Origin of the sequence: Microbispora sp. KK1-11, from assembly GCF_006874435.1 — a bacterium.
GTDB classification, from domain to species: domain Bacteria; phylum Actinomycetota; class Actinomycetes; order Streptosporangiales; family Streptosporangiaceae; genus Microbispora; species Microbispora catharanthi.
The window spans coordinates 26192-42649 of record NZ_VIRJ01000039.1; the positions used below are offsets into that span (position 1 = coordinate 26192).

17 protein-coding genes are annotated in these 16458 nt (G+C 70.4%); 12 read left to right on the forward strand and 5 right to left on the reverse strand.

The features are described from left to right. Nucleotides 1-160: 160 nt before the first annotated feature. The 4 genes from FLW16_RS37525 (at nt 161) to FLW16_RS37540 (ending at nt 4405) form a co-directional block, all read left to right on the forward strand. Nucleotides 161-1288 (forward strand): serine protease, encoded by a 1128-nt coding sequence (locus FLW16_RS37525; RefSeq protein WP_142565660.1) that lies wholly within the window; start codon nt 161-163, stop codon nt 1286-1288. Nucleotides 1289-1577: 289 nt separating this feature from the next. Further along, nucleotides 1578-2759 (forward strand): serine protease, encoded by a 1182-nt coding sequence (locus FLW16_RS37530; RefSeq protein ID WP_142565661.1) that lies wholly within the window; start codon nt 1578-1580, stop codon nt 2757-2759. Between the two features lie 70 nt (nt 2760-2829). Then, nucleotides 2830-3114: a hypothetical protein gene (locus tag FLW16_RS37535; RefSeq protein ID WP_142565663.1), complete on the forward strand. Its 285-nt coding sequence runs from the start codon at nt 2830-2832 to the stop codon at nt 3112-3114. A 169-nt stretch (nt 3115-3283) separates the two neighbouring features. Beyond that, nucleotides 3284-4405 carry a serine protease gene (locus FLW16_RS37540; RefSeq protein ID WP_260616019.1) on the forward strand — a complete coding sequence of 374 codons (1122 nt, stop codon included), beginning with the start codon at nt 3284-3286 and terminating at the stop codon, nt 4403-4405. Between the two features lie 16 nt (nt 4406-4421). Here the strand turns inward: FLW16_RS37540 and FLW16_RS37545 are convergent, their stop codons facing one another. Together FLW16_RS37545 and FLW16_RS37550 are read right to left on the reverse strand one after the other, a co-directional pair. Beyond that, nucleotides 4422-5828 carry a hypothetical protein gene (locus tag FLW16_RS37545; RefSeq protein ID WP_142565665.1) on the reverse strand — a complete coding sequence of 469 codons (1407 nt, stop codon included), beginning with the start codon at nt 5826-5828 and terminating at the stop codon, nt 4422-4424. 233 nt (nt 5829-6061) lie between these two features. Beyond that, nucleotides 6062-7225, reverse strand: coding sequence for an NADP-dependent malic enzyme (locus FLW16_RS37550; RefSeq protein ID WP_260616020.1), 1164 nt, complete (start codon nt 7223-7225; stop codon nt 6062-6064). A gap of 294 nt (nt 7226-7519) precedes the next feature. On the opposite strand from FLW16_RS37550, the gene FLW16_RS37555 reads away from it, so the two are divergent. Then, a complete protein-coding gene (locus FLW16_RS37555) occupies nt 7520-8047 on the forward strand; it encodes a CGNR zinc finger domain-containing protein (protein ID WP_142565669.1) in 528 nt (175 codons plus the stop codon). Nucleotides 8048-8103: 56 nt separating this feature from the next. Here the strand turns inward: FLW16_RS37555 and FLW16_RS37560 are convergent, their stop codons facing one another. Continuing rightward, on the reverse strand, nt 8104-8418 hold the full coding sequence (locus FLW16_RS37560; protein WP_240809467.1) for a S24 family peptidase: 315 nt from the start codon (nt 8416-8418) through the stop codon (nt 8104-8106). 84 nt (nt 8419-8502) lie between these two features. Here FLW16_RS37560 and sodN point away from each other — a divergent pair, with 84 nt between their 5' ends. From sodN to FLW16_RS37575, 3 genes are all read left to right on the forward strand, one after another. Then, a complete protein-coding gene (gene sodN / locus FLW16_RS37565; RefSeq protein ID WP_139580370.1) occupies nt 8503-8904 on the forward strand; it encodes a superoxide dismutase, Ni in 402 nt (133 codons plus the stop codon). A 213-nt stretch (nt 8905-9117) separates the two neighbouring features. Beyond that, on the forward strand, nt 9118-9543 hold the full coding sequence (locus FLW16_RS37570; RefSeq protein WP_079316287.1) for an ATP-binding protein: 426 nt from the start codon (nt 9118-9120) through the stop codon (nt 9541-9543). Continuing rightward, nucleotides 9543-10343 carry an RNA polymerase sigma factor SigF gene (locus FLW16_RS37575; RefSeq protein ID WP_139580371.1) on the forward strand — a complete coding sequence of 267 codons (801 nt, stop codon included), beginning with the start codon at nt 9543-9545 and terminating at the stop codon, nt 10341-10343. The genes FLW16_RS37570 and FLW16_RS37575 overlap by 1 nt, the downstream gene beginning before the upstream one ends. Nucleotides 10344-10462: 119 nt before the next feature. On the opposite strand, the gene FLW16_RS37580 is transcribed toward FLW16_RS37575, so the two are convergent. Beyond that, nucleotides 10463-10864, reverse strand: coding sequence for a hypothetical protein (locus FLW16_RS37580; RefSeq protein WP_260616024.1), 402 nt, complete (start codon nt 10862-10864; stop codon nt 10463-10465). A gap of 87 nt (nt 10865-10951) precedes the next feature. On the opposite strand from FLW16_RS37580, the gene FLW16_RS37585 reads away from it, so the two are divergent. Then, a complete protein-coding gene (locus FLW16_RS37585) occupies nt 10952-11944 on the forward strand; it encodes a diacylglycerol kinase family protein (protein ID WP_142565671.1) in 993 nt (330 codons plus the stop codon). 285 nt (nt 11945-12229) lie between these two features. Continuing rightward, nucleotides 12230-12484, forward strand: coding sequence for a WhiB family transcriptional regulator (locus FLW16_RS37590; RefSeq protein WP_139580373.1), 255 nt, complete (start codon nt 12230-12232; stop codon nt 12482-12484). Nucleotides 12485-12753: 269 nt separating this feature from the next. Here the strand turns inward: FLW16_RS37590 and FLW16_RS37595 are convergent, their stop codons facing one another. Then, entirely contained in the window at nt 12754-14217 is a 1464-nt protein-coding gene (locus tag FLW16_RS37595; RefSeq protein WP_142565673.1) for a PAS domain-containing sensor histidine kinase, read from the reverse strand. 68 nt (nt 14218-14285) lie between these two features. Between FLW16_RS37595 and FLW16_RS37600 the strand changes: the two genes are divergently transcribed. Further along, nucleotides 14286-15464 carry an 8-amino-7-oxononanoate synthase gene (locus FLW16_RS37600; RefSeq protein ID WP_142565675.1) on the forward strand — a complete coding sequence of 393 codons (1179 nt, stop codon included), beginning with the start codon at nt 14286-14288 and terminating at the stop codon, nt 15462-15464. Next, the gene (locus FLW16_RS37605) at nt 15461-16189 is read left to right on the forward strand and encodes a GntR family transcriptional regulator (RefSeq protein WP_142565677.1); all 729 of its coding nucleotides are present in this window, start codon (nt 15461-15463) and stop codon (nt 16187-16189) included. The genes FLW16_RS37600 and FLW16_RS37605 overlap by 4 nt, the downstream gene beginning before the upstream one ends. Nucleotides 16190-16458 lie beyond the last annotated feature (269 nt).

Genomic DNA, 16458 nt, shown 5'->3' on the forward strand with positions numbered 1-16458 from the left:
GGCAAGCGTCCACTCCGGACCTCACCGGAAACGTGGCGTACCACAGATCACATCGGTTCCGCTCGATTCATAACGAGCTGGACAAGAAGGTGTGCCACAACCGTATGGATCTGGAAAAATCACCCCTTACAGTCCATATCTCCGCCCCGAGAGGCTCACGGTGACCAGGAAGCTCACACTCGCCGCCGGTGGCCTCGTCGCCGCCGCGAGTGTGGTCGCCGTGGTGTGGAGTCAGGGACCGGCCGTTCCCGCGACCGCCGCGTCCCGGGTGGCCACGACGCCGGTCTCCGCCGTGACCGGCGTCAACAAGAACGGCGTCAGCGCCTTCCCCCTCGCGCCCAGCCAGGCGGACGAGCAGCGGGTGGCGGCCTACTGGAGCCCGGAGCGGCTCAAGCAGGCGAGCAGCTACGTCCCGAGCACGAAGCCGTCGCCCTCGACCAAGAGCACGACCTCCGCGGCGGAGGTGGGCCCGGGTGACGCGAAGACGCGCACGGGGGCCCCGCGCGCCGCGACGCCTCCCCCCGTGGCCTCCCCGCCGATGGTGGGCAAGGTGTTCTTCAAAGTCGGCGACAAGGAGTTCTGGTGCTCCGCCTCCGCGGTGCACTCCGCCCACCGCAACCTCGTCGCCACCGCCGGGCACTGCGCGTACGCGCTGTCGCAGGACAAGCCGGTGCAGAACTGGGTCTTCATCCCCGGCTACCACGACGGCGTCGCCCCTTCGGGCATCTTCGTCGGCCACACGCTCTACATGCAGGAGGACTTCGCCGGCCAGGGCGACTTCGACCGCGACTACGCCTTCGTGACCGTGCACCGGGGCTTCTCCTGGCAGCCGTACGTGGAGAACGGAAGGCTCAAGTACCGGTCCGTCGACGTGGGCCGGCTGGAGGACAAGGTCGGCGCCTTCCACTTCGCCTCCGGCAAGCCGCTCGGACGACCGACGTACGTCTTCGGCTATCCCGCGGGGGCCAACCCCGACGGCAGCCGCCCGTACACGGGCCAGACGGTGAAGTCCTGCGACGGCACCACCGAGAAGAAGTTCGTCAGCGCGCCGACCTGGCAGCTCGAACACGGGGTGCGGCTGCCGGGCTGCCCGTTCACCGCCGGCGCGAGCGGCGGCCCGTGGGTGATCGGTTACAACGCCACCACGCGGACCGGCTACCTCACCGGGATCACCAGCCTGACCTGGAACCTCAGCGGCGGCGGACGTCTCGACGCCGTCTCCACGCCCTACTTCAACCAGTTGACCCAGCGGGTGTACACCCAGGCGAGCAAGCAGGGCACGGACTGACCTCTCCTGGGCGCCAAACCTCTCCGAATGTGATATCCATCACACCGCCGCCCTCTCTCCGGCTGCGCCGGGTGCTCGATTTGACACGGAAGGCGTCCGAGTGGACCTGCACTGATCGCCAAGCGCGCCCCCGGTCTTGACAGGGGGTGTTGAGGATCACGGAAAAGTCACGCGAGCGACGGGCCTGAAAGCACGTAAAACACGGATAAAAGCGAGAGGTACTGTCTTTACTAGCCCTTTACTGACGGGTGGGACGCATGTGGCGTGCCACGACAGCACCTGGAGATTCATGAACACGCGAGTCAAGCGCCTGATCCTCCCCATCGGGGGCGTGGCCGTCGCCGGCCTCGTCGGGGCCACGATGGCGGTCCCGGCTCAGGCCGCCGGTGACACGGCGCACGACACCCTGGCCGGCAGCGGCCTCGCCGCGAAGAACGTCATCGCCTACTGGCTCAACGAGAAGGCCTCGAACCTGGTCCACGCCACCCCGTACGGGTACGAGAGCCAGGTCAGCGCCAAGCACATCTCGACCGGCGGGCCGTCCGCCGACAGCAAGCCCGGCACCGTCTCCGCCACCGGCGGCGGGAAGTCCGCCGGCAGCCTGAAGAACGTGAACCTGCCGCGCACGACCGGCAAGGTCTTCTTCCGCGGCGGCGACGGCAGGCCGCACTGGTGCAGCGCGACCTCCGTCCACTCGAAGTACGGCAACCTGGTCGCCACGGCCGGGCACTGCGTCTACGACACCAAGACGAACCGGGCCACCATGGACCGCTGGGTCTTCATCCCCGGCTACTACCAGGGCAAGGCGCCGTGGGGCATCTACGTCGGCAAGACGGCCTACACCCACTACGACTTCGACGTCTACGAGGACGGCGACCGCGACTACGCCTTCGTGACCGTCTACAACGGCATCAAGGCGGGGCGCGGCGGCGACCTGCGCAACGTCGCCGAGTGGAGCTGGAAGCAGGTCGACAGGAAGACCTACGCCGGCTACGACCGCTTCCTGCGCAGGAGCAAGGGCGGCAAGTACTACGTCGTCAAGTTCACCGACGCCGGCCGGCTCGAGAGCAACGTCGGCGCGCAGGGCCTGGCCTACAACCAGAAGGTCGGCAGCTCGGTCTACGTGTTCGGCTACCCGAGCGGGTCGCACCCGGACGGCAACCACGCCTTCACCGGCCAGACCCTCAAGTGGTCGTACGGCAAGACCTTCGCCGCCAAGGCTCCCGCGGTCAAGGGCGAGGAGCTCGTGGGCGTCAAGTCGTCCTTCACCGGTGAGGGCTCCTCGGGCTCGTCGTGGCTGCTGAAGTACAGCAGCGCCAAGCGGCTCGGCTACCTCAACGGCGTCACCAGCGGCGTCTCCGACACCGACGGCAACCAGCGGATCGACACCAGCGTCTCCCCGTACTTCGACGGCGAGACCTACGGCGTCTACAAGGCCGCCGCCAACAACTGGTCCGGGTCCATCGCCTGAGTCGCGGACGCCTCGGCGCCGGTCCGCGAGTGGCATGCTGAGTGGACCGGCGATCACGAGGAGACCAGCGATGACCCACCCTTCCGGTACGCGGCCCGCCTTCCGGCGCACCCCCCTGAACGCGGAGGAAAGGGCGCGTAGCGAGATCGCCTTCTCGCAGCTCGTGGCCGAACACCTCGTCACGCAGGGGCGGTTCAGGATCACCGCCGACAGCCCGGAAATGGTGGATCTGTGGCAGACCGTCGCCCGCAGGGTGGGTGAGACGCTGCGGCGGCCGGTGGTCAGCTACGCCAACGGCCGGGACATCGTCATCACCTTCGCCCAGGAGGCCCCGAGTCTCACCACACAGGCCTGAGCACCCCCCCAGGAAGTGCCCCGCCGCACCGCGGCGGGGCACTTCGGCGTTCCGGGGAGAACCACGCTCCGTCCGCGTTGTTTTCCCGACTTGATCCCCGTCGCTGTATGTTCCTCGCAGCCCATTCACGCGTGGGGCGCGGGAGACGCTCCACAGCAAGGAGATCCGGTTGAAGCGCATCCTCCTCCCCCCGCTGTGGGGTGCGGCGGCGACGGCCGCGTTGCTCGTCAGCGGGACGGCGGTGCCCGCTCACGCCTACGAGATCACCGTGACGACGCCCCTCGTCTCCAGCGCGAAGGCGGCGGCGGTGATCACCTACTGGCTCAGGGACGGCGGACGCCCGCTCGCGGGCGCCACCCCGGTTTCCGCGCCGGCCGGGATCGACGCCACTCGGGTCACGGCCGGCGACACCGCTCCCGGCGGCGTGCGGGGCGTGGTGCCGGCCTCCGCCGGGGTCAAACGGGCCGCCGGTCCGTCGAGGAACGTCAACCTGCCGAGGACGACGGGCAAGGTCTTCTTCGTCGGCTCGGACGGCCGCCCCCACTGGTGCGCCGGCACGTCCGTACAGTCCGATCACCGCAATCTCGTGGCGACCGCCGGGCACTGTGTGTACGCCACGAGGCCCGCGGCAGAGGCCACAGAGGAGTCCGCCGCGACGCCCTACCGCTACTGGATCTTCATTCCGGGGTTCGCCGGCGGAGGCACGCCGTGGGGCGTCTACGTCGGCGACCGGGCCTTCGCCCACAGCGACTTCACCAGGTATGGCGACCTGGACCGCGACTACGCGTTCGTCAGCGTCCACGCCGGCGTGCTGCCCAGGCGCGTCACGCTGCGGGACGCGGCGCAGTACGCGGCGTTCTCCGCCGGGCCGAAGTACCGCACCGCCACCGGCTACACCGGCGTCAGGCTGCTGCCCGCGGGGCGTCTCGGCGACAAGGTCGGCGGGCAGGGCCTCGCCTACAACCTGCCGGTCGACCGGCCGCTCGCCATCTTCGGCTACCCGATGCGGACCGCCGAGGGCCCCGCGAGCGGGCGCACCCGGCTCACCCGCGCGTACGGCAGGCCCTTCCTGGCCCAGGACCTGTCCAGGAGGGCGAACGAACTGGTCGCCGTGCGCTCGGCCTTCACCGCCGCCTCCGGGTCGCCGTGGCTGGCCGCCTACCGCGGCGTACGCGGCCTGGGATACCTGAACGGCCTGACGATCGGCCTCTCCGGCCCGGCGACCGGCCTGTCGCCGTACTTCGACGGAGAACTGTTCCAGGTCTACAACGCGGCCCGGGCCGCCGGCTGAGACGGTCGGCGCCTGTTCAGACGCCGACCGTTTCCCTGCTCGCGCTCTGCCTGCCCGCGCTCTCCCCGCTCCCTCGGCGGCCCCGGCCGCGCTCCAGCAGCTCCGCCACCCGCGGCTCCGCGGCGTACGGCGCGAACCGGCGGCACATGTCCGCCACGTACGTCCGGGTGCGCGCCGACTGGATGTTGCCGGCCAGGTCGAGGGCCGACGACGCCGCCTGGCACGCCTCCTCCAGCTCGCCCTCCTGGATGAGCGCCGTGGCGAGCAGCGAGAGGTTGAACATCTTGCCCCGCACATAGCGCCCGTCCATCACCAGCGAGCGCCGGGCGTGCCGTACGGCCCGCGTCCCGTCGCCGAGGTCGCGCAGGCAGTGGGCCGACTTCGCGGCCAGGTAGGCCTCGTCGAAGTAGCCGATCCAGCCGGGCTCGTTCTGGGGTTTGCGCCGGTCGAAGGCGACCTCAGCCTCGTGCAGCGCGCCGCCGCACGCCGTGCGCTCCCCGAGCAGGGCCAGGGCGTGCGCCTCCAGCACCCGGGCCTCGGCCAGCAGCGTGCCGACCCCCGAGCGCCGGGCCGCCGCGACGGCCGCCCTGGCCAGCTCCAGCGCGTGCCGGGGATGCCCGATGTAGACGGCCTGGTGGCTCATCCCGGCCAGGATCTCGCCGCACAGGGCGTGGTCGCCCGCGCCGCGCGCCAGGCCGAGCGCCTGGATCAGGTAGCGCTGGGCCAGCCCGTGCTGCTCCAGGTCGTAGGCCATCCATCCCGCCAGCCGGGTCAGCTCGGCCGCCGCGGTCGCCAGCGAGCGCCCGGTGGCCTCGCCGTACGCGCCCTCGCGCAGCAGCGGCGTCACGGCGGTGTGCAGGTAGCGCACGACCGGGCCGCGGATGCTGCCTCCGCCGAACCGGTTGTCCAGCTCGCCGAACGACCGGGTGACCTCGCGGATCGCGGCCACGTCAGAGGGCCCGACCCGACGGGGCCCGTTCGCGGAGAGCCGCTCCCCGTCGGGCGCCGCCAGCCAGCGGAACATGCCCGCCGAGCCCGCTCCCAGGGCGAAGGTGGAGTCGAGCAGGAACCTGCGCCGCTCGACGTCGGCCCTCCACAGTGCTGTCACGCTTGCCACACCCTCCTCCCACGAATGGGGGAACTCCTGTCCCAGATCGGCGGGGACCGTTCCGCGCGGCATGCCGATGTCCTCTCTGGACACCTGCCGCCCCAGCCGCAGCGAGAAGATCTCGGCCAGCAGGCCGGGAACCGGTTCGCGCGGGCGGCGTCCGCCGATCCAGCGCAGCACGGAACCGTGGTCGTACCGCATCCCCCGCAGCCCCCGGGCCAAGCCGAGACCGTTGAGCCGCCGGGCCAGGCCCTTGCGGGACAGTCCGGCTTCGGTGAGGTGCTGCTGGAGCAGGCGGTTGGGGTCACGTCGCATCGCTCTCCAACCGGGACAGGCAATAGCCGAGTTGGTTACGGAGAGCTTTCTTTATAGCACTTACCGTGAGGACCTAAAGGGATTCCCAAATGTTTGACGGTCTTGACGAGGAGAGGCCGACAAGGAACGACCAAGGGCCGCGCACCACGCGTGTCGCGCGGTGCGCGGCCCTTCAGGGTCCGTGCCTACATCCGTGCCTACGTCCGTGCCGTCCGGGGGCTGCCGGAGGACGGCTACTTGCGGGCGACGCCGTCCTCCCGGGCCTGCCGCGCCACGGCGGCGATCACCGCGGGCGCGACCCGGGCGTCGAACGGCGAGGGGATGACGTAGCTCTCGGCGAGGTCGTCCCCGACCACGGCCGCCAGCGCGTCCGCCGCCGCCACCTTCATGTTCTCCGTGATCGTCGTGGCGCGGACGTCGAGCGCACCGCGGAAGACCCCGGGGAAGGCCAGCACGTTGTTGATCTGGTTGGGGTAGTCGGACCGGCCCGTGGCGACGACGCGGGCGTGCCGGCCCGCCACCGCGGGGTCCACCTCCGGGGTGGGGTTGGACAGCGCGAACACGATCGAGTCGGGCGCCATCGCCGCGATGGCCTGCTCCGCGACCGTCGACCCGGACAGGCCGACGAACACGTCGGCGCCGGCGAGCGCCTGCTCGGTCGACCCGGACAGGCGGGCCTTGTTGGTGTCGCGGGCCAGCGCCCGCTTCACCGGGTTCAGGTCCTCGCGGCCGGCGTGGATGACGCCCTTGGAGTCGGAGACCGCGATGTCGCCGATCCCCGCGTTCAGCAGGATCCGCGACACGGCGACGCCGGAGGCGCCGGCGCCGGCCACGACCGCGCGCAGGTCGCCGAGGGACCGCCCGGTGAGGCGGGCCGCGTTGCGCAGCGCGGCGAGGACCACGATCGCGGTGCCGTGCTGGTCGTCGTGGAAGACGGGGATGTCGAGAAGCGCCCGCAGGCGCTCCTCCACCTCGAAGCAGCGGGGGGCGCTGATGTCCTCCAGGTTGATGCCGCCGAACGACGGCGCGAGCCTGACCACGGTCTCGACGATCGCGTCCACGTCGGTGCAGTCGATGCAGATCGGCACCGCGTCGACGTCGGCGAACTGCTTGAACAGCAGGGCCTTGCCCTCCATGACGGGCATGGCCGCGGCCGGCCCGATGTCGCCGAGCCCCAGGACGGCGGTGCCGTCGGAGACCACGGCCACGACGTTGGAGACCCAGGTGTAGTCGTTGACCAGGTCCGGGTTGTCGGCGATGGCGGTGCAGACGCGGGCCACCCCCGGCGTGTACGCGAGCGACAGGTCGTCGGCGTCGCGGACCGGGACGGTGGAGCGGACCTCCAGCTTGCCGCCGCGGTGCAGCGCGAAAGCGGGATCCAGGTCGAGAGATTCCAAGGAGACAGGTGTAACGGTCACAGCGACCCCAGTGTCGAAAGGACGAGTTCCTTCGGTAGACGCCGTCAAGAGAACGAGAGCCCTGGCTTCGGTAGCCGCCGGAGGCCGTCGTCGTTGACGGTCGTCTCTTGAGGGGGGTACGGGGGTCACCCGTTCCCTGATTGTGCCACAGGAAGTGACAAGCGCCCCTGCCCGATCGGGTCACATATCGGTGGACGCCCAGGTGTTCCCCCAGGCCATCGGGCGTGTAATACTCGGCTTTGCCAGTGATCTCTTACGTATTTGGGCGCCCCAGTGGACTTGACGTCTTACGCCGAGCTGGCCGTTCAGCTGGTCAACATGGGCGACGAACTCAAAAACCCCTTCTCCCTGCGAGCCCTGCTGGAGGAGACGGGCCGCACGGAGGCGGCCGCCCGCCTCACCCGCCGTGACATCGACGCGCTGTGCGAGCTGCGCGACGAGCTCGCGGAGGTCTTCGCGTCCGCCGCCGAGGGCGACGACGCGGATGTGGTCGAGCGGCTCAACGGGCTGCTGGTCCGCCATCCCGTGCATCCGCAGATCTCGGGGCACGACGGGCAGCCCTGGCACCTGCACCTGACCGAGGGCGGCCGGGTCGCCGACGCCCTCGCGGTCGGGTCGGTCATGGGCCTGGCCAGCGTCGTGACCCGGCTCGGCGTGGACCGGCTCGGCATCTGCCAGGCGACGCCGTGCCGCAACGCCTACCTCGACACCTCCTCCAACCGGTCGCGCCGCTACTGCTCGGAGCGGTGCGCCAGCCGGGCCAACGTGGCCGCCTACCGGGCGCGCAAGCGGGGCGCCTGACCCGGGCACGCAAGCGAGGCGCCCGGCCAGGCGCCGGGCGGCCTCCGGGGGCGCGGTCAGGCGGCCGGCGCGGGGAAGCGCAGCGCGGGCCGTGGCCAGTACCGCAGCACGACCCTGCCGACGACGTCCTCCTCGGGCACGGCGCCGAAGTCCCAGCTGTCGCGGCGCCCGGGGGCCGACTGGTTGTCGCTCTCCAGCCACCAGCCGTCGCCGGTGAGCCGGAAGGCCCGCTTGACGATCAGCCCGTGCGGCCGCCTGGCGACCACCACGTCGCCCGGGCGGACGGGGGCGCCGAGCCGTACCAGCAGCCAGTCTCCGGGCCGCAACGCGGGCAGCATCGAGTCGCCGGAGACACACACGGCGGTGAGCACATCCCCCTCCGCACAGTGATTTCGAGACGAGTAAGGTCGGTCCTGGAACAGTGCTGTCACCAGCATTCCTAAGGAAGGATTCCGATGCTCGCACGACTGCTGCGACCCCGGCACGAGGTGTCCGCCCACTGCGACCTGCCGTGCGGGGTCTACGACCCGGCGCAGGCCCGCATCGAGGCCGAGTCGGTGAAGGCGATCATTAAGAAGTACGCCGACAACGACGACCCGGTCTTCAGGACCCGCGCGCTGATCATCAAGGAACAGCGGGCCGAGCTGGTCAAGCATCACCTGTGGGTGCTGTGGACCGACTACTTCAAGCCCCCGCACCTGGAGCAGTACCCGCAGCTCCACCAGCTCTTCTGGGACGCCACGAAGCTCGCCGGCGCCGCCGGTGCCAAGGGCACCGTCGACCCCTCTCTGGCCGACGACCTCCTCGCGAAGATCGACGAGATCGCCAAGATCTTCTGGGAGACCAAGGCCGCCTGAGCCCCGGGATCTCGGGCCCCGCACGGCCTCCACGGCCGCGCGGGGCCAGATCATCCCAAGGCCCATACAAACTCCATATTCGGTAGTACGGAATTTACGTGCAGTTACCTCCAAGGAACGCCACAATCAGCGCGTCCAGCCAGGGCAGCACCGCGCGAGTGGCGGTAGGTTGCAGTCAGCGGCACTCAGCCGGCTGAAGGGGCGAGGAGGAACGTGACCGAGGAAACCGAGACGCCTGCGGTGGATCTGACCGGGATTCGCGATGCTGTGAGTGTCCGGCTGCCCGCCGTGAGCGCCTACCTGTCCGTGCTGCGCACGGCAACCGCCGGGCTCGCCGCACGGCTCGACTTCACCCTCGACCAGATCGAGGACCTGCGCATCGCCGTCGACGAGGCGTGCGCCATGTTGCTGCGGCACGCCGTGCCCGGAACGGACCTCCTCGCGGAGTTCGAACTCACGGGCCAGGAGATGACGGTTCGCGTCGAGGTCAACACGCTCGGCGTCAGCTCGCCCAACCGGGAGGACTTCGCCTGGATGGTGCTGACCGCGCTGGCCGACGACGTGGACGCCATCTCCGATCACGCCGACCACCTGGCGATCGTGCTGCGTAAGCGCCGGAGCACGGCGAGGCCGTCGTGATGACGGAAAGGACGAGTGCGATGACCTCCGGCGACTCGGCGGTGCCGGACCGCGTACGCGCGCGCACACTCTTCGCCGAGCTGTCGGAGCTCCCGCCGGACGACCCGAGGCGCCAGCGCATCCGCGACGAGCTGGTCGAGCTCCACCTGCCACTGGTGGAGTACCTGGCCCGCCGCTTCCGCAACCGGGGTGAATGGCTCGACGACCTCACGCAGGTCGCCACGATCGGGCTGATCAAGTCGATCGACCGTTTCGACCTGGCACGCGGCGTGGAGTTCTCCACGTACGCCACCCCGACCATCGTCGGCGAGATCAAGCGGCACTTCCGCGACAAGGGCTGGGCGGTCCGCGTGCCGCGCCGGCTGCAGGAGCTGAAGCTCTCGCTCACCAAGGCGATAAGCGAGCTGTCGCAGCGGGAGAGCCGGGCGCCCACGGTCGCCGAGCTCGCCGCCCATCTGGGCATGAGCGAGGAGGAGGTCCTGGAGGGCCTGGAGTCGGCCAACGCCTACTCCACCGTGTCGCTCGACGCGCCGGACTCCGGCGACGACGACGCTCCCGCCGTGTCCGACTCGCTCGGCATCGTGGACGAGTCGCTGGAGGGCGTGGAGTATCGCGAGTCGCTCAAGCCGCTGCTCGAGCGCCTGCCTCCGCGTGAGAAGCGGATCCTGCTGCTGCGTTTCTTCGGCAACATGACGCAGTCACAGATCGCCACCGAGCTGGGAATCTCGCAGATGCACGTGTCCCGGCTGCTCGCCAGGACCCTGGCCCAGCTCCGTGAGGGCCTCACCGCCGAGGACTGATCGTCCGGCCCGGGCGGCCCGCGACGATCGGTGATCGACGACCGCGACGCCGCGCTCCCCCCGGCGGCGCCCGGTCGGCGGCCGGTGACGGCTCCGGTGCCTTCTTAGCTGCCTTCTGTTCAGCGCGCGCCGTCCTCGCCCATGAGGGCGTGGGTGGAGGCCGGCGCGAGCAGCGCGACCAGGGCGACCGCCGCCGCGGCGATGAGCGGGACGCCGAACGCGTACTGCGCGGACTGGATGAGGCTGATCGCCACCGGAAGCGCGAATATCTGCGTCACCACGGCCGGGCCCCGGCTCCAGCGCAGCACCTGCCACACGCCCCAGGCCACCCAGAACAGCAGCACGCCGCCGAGCACGCCGAACCCGGCCACTGCGATGCTGGTGACCATGTCGGTGGGTTTGCCGATCACGGTCTCGACGCCGACATAGGCGCCCAAGGCGAGGGCGAGCAGGCCCTCCGCGGCCAGAACGGCGGCGGCCACGGTCAGGGTGCCGGGGCGGCCGACGGAACTGCTGATCACACCGCCCAACCCTACCCGCAGACACGTGCGCCCCTCCGAGGAGGCGTCACCCGGCACGAGCGGTAAACCGTTCGTTAACCTTCAGGCATGCGGGCACTCCTCCTCGTCAATCCCAAGGCGACCTCGACGCACCGGCGTACCCGGGACGTACTGATCCGGGCGCTCGGCGCCGCCGTCGACCTGTCGGTCGAGGAGACCGCCTACCGCGGGCACGCGACCGCGCTCGCGGCCACCGCGCACGCCAAGGGTTTCGACGCGGTCGCGGTCCTCGGCGGTGACGGCACGATCAACGAGACCGTCAACGGCCTGCTCGACGCCCGCCCCGCCGGCGACGCGAGCGAACGGCCCGCGCTCATCGTGATCCCCGGGGGCAGCGCCAACGTCTTCGCCCGCGCCCTCGGGCTGCCCAACAATCCGGTCGAGGCGACCGGCGCCGTGCTGGAGGCGCTACGCGAAGGACGCCGCCGGACCATCGGTTTGGGACAGGCAATTTGGCACGATGAGGTTTCGGGCCCGGACCCGGGGGCAGATGCGCCACCTGACCAGCAAAGGTCTAGATATTTCACATTTTGTGCTGGGCTGGGATACGACGCCGAGGTCGTCCGAGCCGTGGAGGGCCTGCGGAGCGCGGGGCATCGCGCGCTGCCCGCTCTCTACGTGAACACGACGATCCGCCACTTCTTCGTGACGGACCGCCGGCGGCCGGCGATCCGGCTGACGCGTCCCGGCCGGCCGACAGAGGATGGGATTTTCATGGCGATCGTGTCCAACACGTCGCCGTGGACATACGCCGGCACACGTCCGATCAACCCGACGCCGTGGGCCGGTTTCGAGACGGGGCTCGACATGCTGGGGCTCCGGAAGATGAGCCTGCCGACCGTGCTCGCGTTCGTCCGGCAGATCATCGGCGAACACCGGGGATTGCCGCGCGGTAAACACCTCGTTCAGATCCATGACGAGGCCGAGTTCACCCTCCACGCCTCCCGCCCGGTCGCCTTCCAGCTCGACGGCGACTACCTGGGAGAACACGAGTGGGTGATCTTCCGTGCTATCCCGGACGCGTTACAAGTCCTCGTCTAGCCTGTTACATGTAGTCATAGTGTGACGCATCCGACAGCCACGACGGGCAAAACCTTGTCCCAAACCTCTTGTGTGGTGTTGGAACGGCTGAAAAGCTGAACACGACGTCGGAACGTAGGACCTTTACGGAGACCACAGCCTCCGTGAGGAGCCCCGGCGATCACGCGGACGAGCCCGGCCCCCACCCAGGATCCGGGTGGTCGTTCGCATCAGCTAGTGAAAGAGTTCACAAAGTTGACGGCCAGAGGAGCCACGGAGGCTCCACTTGACGAAGGAGTGGAACGCATGGACTGGCGCCACCGCGCTGCCTGCCGTGACGTGGACCCCGAACTGTTCTTCCCGATCGGGAACACTGGTCCGGCGCTCATGCAGATCGAAGAGGCCAAGCAGGTATGCCGGCGATGCACGGTCGTCGAGTCCTGTCTCAAGTGGGCCCTCGAGTCGGGCCAGGACGCCGGAGTCTGGGGCGGGCTCAGCGAGGATGAGCGTCGCGCCCTCAAGCGCCGTACGGCTCGCGCCCGCGCCCGCGCCGCCGTCTGACTCCCCCGCCGCACGCGAACGCCTTCGGTGAGTGCCTGTCATGGCATTCACCGAATCGCGGGGCATCGGAGCCCGGCCGGGACGGCCGCGTAGCCTCCCGCCCATAGGGCCGTCTGTCCACCAACGCATCGCGTCCACTATGGCATCCCCCACACTGGTCCCGCACAGCGGGACCCCCTGTGGAGCGTCCCGCGAGCCCAAGGCGCCTGCGGGAGACCGACGCGCTGTGATACCCAGGCCCTGCGGGGGAACCCAGGCCCTGCGGGAGATCAGCCCGACTGCACCGGGATGCTGAGGTTGACCTCGGTGCCCCCGCTGTCTCTCCTGTCCACACCCAGGCGGCCCGACAGTTCGCCGACGACCAGCGTACGGACGATCTGAAGACCGAGGCTCCCCGTGGCTTCCAGGTCGAAGTCCTCGGGCAGGCCCTTGCCGTCGTCGGCCACCGTGAACTCCAGCCGGTCGGCGTCCCGGGAGACGAGGACCTGGACGTTCCCGGAGGAGTGGGCGAACCCGTGCTCGACCGCGTTCTGCAGCAGCTCGGTCAGCACCATGGCGATGGGGGTCGCGACCGCGGCGGGCAGCACGCCGAAGCTGCCGACCCGCTTGATCGCCACCTGCGCCAGCGCCACCTCCGCCGTCATCGCGATGACCCGGTCGGCGATGTCGTCGAACTCGACCATCTCCTCCGGCATCTGGGCGAGGATCTCGTGGACGATCGCGATCGACCCGACCCGCCGTACGGCCTCGTTCAGCGCCTCCTGGCCCTCCGGGTTGTTCAGCCGGCGCGCCTGGAGCCGCAGCAGTGCGGCCACCGTCTGCAGGTTGTTCTTGACCCGGTGGTGGATCTCGCGGATCGTCGCGTCCTTGGTGAGCAGTTCCCGCTCGCGCCGCCGCAGCTCGGTCACGTCGCGGATCAGCACCAGCGCGCCGATGCGGCCACCACCGACGATCAGCGGGATCGCCCGTAGCTGCACGACCGTGCCGCCGTTCTCCACCTCGGTCTCCCTGGGGGCCCGCCCGCTGGCGACGACCATCAGGTCCTCGTTGATCGGCTCGTCGGAGTAGCACAGGTCGGCGGTCGTCTTCCCCAGGTCCGCCCCCACGAGGTCGGCGTGCAGGCCGAGCCTGCGGTAGGCCGACAGCGCGTTGGGCGAGGCGTAGGTGACCCGTCCGGCCTTGTCCAGGCGGAGCAGGCCGTCGCCCACCCGGGGCGACCTGACCAGGATCGGCTCCTCCTCGGCGAAGGGGAACCTGCCCTCGGCCACCATCTGCGCCAGATCGGACGCGCTCTGCAGGTAGGTCAGCTCCAGGCGGGACGGAGTACGCGCCGACGACAGGTTGGTCGAGCGCTGGATGACCCCGATGATCGGGCCGTCCTTGCCCCGCCGCACCGGGATCGTCTCCTCGCGCACCGGCACGCCGCTGGACCAGTCGGGGTCGCCCTCCCTGCAGATGCGGTGCTCGGCCCAGGCCACGTCGATCAGCGGCCGCTCCCCGGTGGCCATGGACATGCCCACGACGTCGTCGTGGTAGACGGTGGGGCCGGTCGTGGGCCGCATCTGGGCCACCGCCACCCACCTCGTGCCACCCTGGTCGGGCACCCACAGTATGAGGTCGGCGAACGACAGATCGGCGAGCAGCTGCCAGTCCGAGACCAGCGAGTGGATCCAGTCGACGTCGGCGGAGTCGAGTGCGGTGTGGCGCGACACCAGGTCGCTGAGAGTCGGCACGAGTGCATGATGCGCCGCCGTCCGGGTCGAAAGCGAATCGACCATCTCCACCTGGCAAGATGCACCTCATGACAGGGCCGTTGGACAGACTGCGCGCGGCCGCCGCCGAGCGGGAGGCGGCGGGCCTGCGCCGCACCCTCCGCCCGCGCACGCCCGACCACGACGGTCTGCTCGACCTGGCCTCCAACGACTATCTGGGGCTCTCGCGGGACGAGCGGCTCGTCGAGGCGGCCGTACGGGCCACCCGGGAGTGGGGGGCGGGCTCGACGGGATCGCGTCTGGTCACCGGCTCCACCCGGCTCCACGCCGAGCTGGAGGACCGGCTCGCGGCGTTCACCGGAGCGGCCCGGGCCCTTGTGTTCTCCTCGGGCTACCTCGCCAACCTCGCCGCGGTCGCCGCACTCGGGCGGGGCGGCCTGATCGTCTCGGACGCCGGCAACCACGCCTCGATCGTGGACGCCTGCCGCCTGTCGCGGTCACGGGTCGTGGTCACGCCGCACGGGGACGCCGAGGCGGTGGACAAGGCCCTCGCCGAGCGTGCCGAGGAGCACGCCCTCGTCGTCACCGACGCCGTCTTCTCCGTCGACGGCGACCTGGCGCCGCTGCGCGCCCTGCACGAGGCGGCCGTACGGCACGGCGCGCTGCTGGTGGTGGACGAGGCCCACGCGCTCGGCGTGGTGGGCGACCACGGCAGGGGCGCGGTGCACGCGGCGGGCCTCGCCGGATGTGCGGACGTTGTGAGAACGGTCACGTTGTCGAAGTCCCTGGGATCCCAGGGCGGCGCCGTCCTGGGCGCCCCCGAGGTGATCGGCACGCTCGTGGACACCGGCCGGTCGTTCATCTTCGACACCGGCCTCGCACCGGCCTGCGCCGGTGCCGCCCTGGCCGCTCTCGAGATCCTGGAAAGCACCGCCGACCTGCCCGGACGTGCTCGGCAGCGAGCCGGGGAGCTGGCCGTGCTGGCCCGCGAGCTCGGCCTGGAGACGGCCGACCCGGCGGCCGCCGTGGTGCCGGTCGTGCTCGGCTCGCCCAGGCTCGCCCTGTCAGCGGGAGCCCTGTGTGCGGAACTCGGGGTCCGCGTGGGATGCTTCCGCCCACCATCGGTGCCTCGGGGCCGGTCCTGTCTGCGGTTGACCGCGAGGGCCGATCTGAGGTCCGATGATCTCGCGGTGGTCCGGGGTGCGCTCACCGCTGTGGCCGAGTTGACGATGTTGCCTGAGTTGGGCGAGTTGAAGGTGGACAGGTGACGGAGCACAGCGAGGACTCTCCCCGGGTTCCGAAGTACTACGACGTGAAGCGCAGTCTTCTGGAGCTCACCAAGAGCCTGCCCGCGGGCAGCGCGCTCCCGCCCGAGCGCGCCCTGGCGGTGCGCTTCGAGACCTCCCGGACGACGGTCCGGCAGGCGCTGTCGGAGCTCGTGGTCGAGGGGAGGCTGCTGCGCATCCAGGGCAAGGGGACGTTCGTCGCTCAGCCCAAGGTCGCCCAGGTCCTCCAGCTCACCTCCTACACAGGCGACCTGCGCACGGTCGGCCTGGAGCCGGACACCAAGATCCTCGACATCAGCTACATCACCGCCGACGAGGCGCTCGGACGGCGGCTGGCCATCAACCCCGGCGGCCGGGTCCTGCGGATCCACCGCCTGCGCCTGGCCAACGGCGAGCCGATGTCCATCGACACCACGCACCTGTCCGCCCGCCGGTTCCCCCGCCTGCGGCGCGAGCTGGAGGTGCACTCCTCGCTCTACGAGACCCTGCACAACGCCTACAACGTGCGGCTGACCGACGCCGAGGAGGTCATCGAGACCGTGCTCGCCACGCCGTACGACGCGCAGGTGCTGGGAGTGGACGTCGGCCTGCCCATGCTGCTGCTGACCCGGCACGCCTTCGACGCCGACGGCAACCCCGTCGAGTACGCCCAGTCGCTCTACCGCGGCGACCGCTACAAGTTCGTCACCCGCCTCCGCCGCCCCTGAGGAAAATCCGAGCGAGCGCCCCGACAGCGAAGCGGGAAACACCGAGCGAGCCGAGGGGCGCGCCGCCAATCTGGACTGAGGAGAGAGGGAGTGAGGAACGAACTCCCGAACGACGAGGGAAGATGGCGGAAGTGAGCGCCCCGACAGCGAAGCGGGAAACACCGAGCGAGCCGAGGGGCGCGCCGCCAATCTGGACTGAGGAGAGAGGGAGTGAGGAACGAACTCCCGAACGACGAGGGAAGATGGCGGAAGTGAGCGCCCCGACAGCG